The organism is Caballeronia fortuita, from assembly GCF_001544835.2.
Lineage (GTDB): Bacteria > Pseudomonadota > Gammaproteobacteria > Burkholderiales > Burkholderiaceae > Caballeronia > Caballeronia fortuita.
Window position 1 is genome coordinate 1 of the sequence record NZ_FCNX02000050.1, and the last position, 622, is coordinate 622.

Annotated in this window: 1 protein-coding gene; it reads right to left on the bottom strand. The window is 62.9% G+C overall.

Annotation, left to right across the window (positions count from 1 at the left end):
- On the bottom strand, positions 1-618 hold a 618-nt coding region (locus AWB77_RS34065; protein WP_061138852.1), incomplete at its 3' end, for a manganese catalase family protein.
- Between the last annotated feature and the right edge of the window lie 4 nt (positions 619-622).

Here is a 622-nt window from a genome sequence, read left to right on the forward strand (position 1 = left end):
GCCCGGCAGCTTGCCTTGCGGGAAGTTCGGCTGGATCGAATGCAGCGCCTTTTCGAACGACTTCTGATGCGCGATTTCGCGCGTCATCAGGAAGCCGAGCGCTTCCTTGATGCCGGGGTCGTCGGTCACGTTGATGAGGCGCTCGTAGACGATTTTGGCGCGCGCTTCGGCGGCGATGTTCGAACGCAGATCGGCCGTCGGCTCTCCGATGGTGTCGATGTAGGCAGCCGTCCACGGCACGCCCGCCGAGTTGGTGAGCGCGGGGCCGCCGCCGTAGAGCAGCGCGGTGGTGTGCGAATCGTTGCCGCCGCCCGTGAGCGATCGATACAACTCCGCTTCCGACTCCACGGCTTCCGCGAGCTGGCCTTTCGCGCCCTTGTTCAACATGGCGACGATCGAACCGATGACTTCGAGATGGCTGAGTTCTTCGGTGGCGATATCGAAGAGCAGGTCCTTGCGGCCCGGATCGTCTTCGCTGACGGCTTGCGTGAAGTATCGGCAGGCGGCGGCCAGTTCGCCCTGCGGACCGCCGAATTGCTCGAGCAGAAGATTGGCGAGACCCGGATTCGGAGCGGCGACACGGACGGTGTATTGCAGACGTTTGTTATGCACGAACATTTGA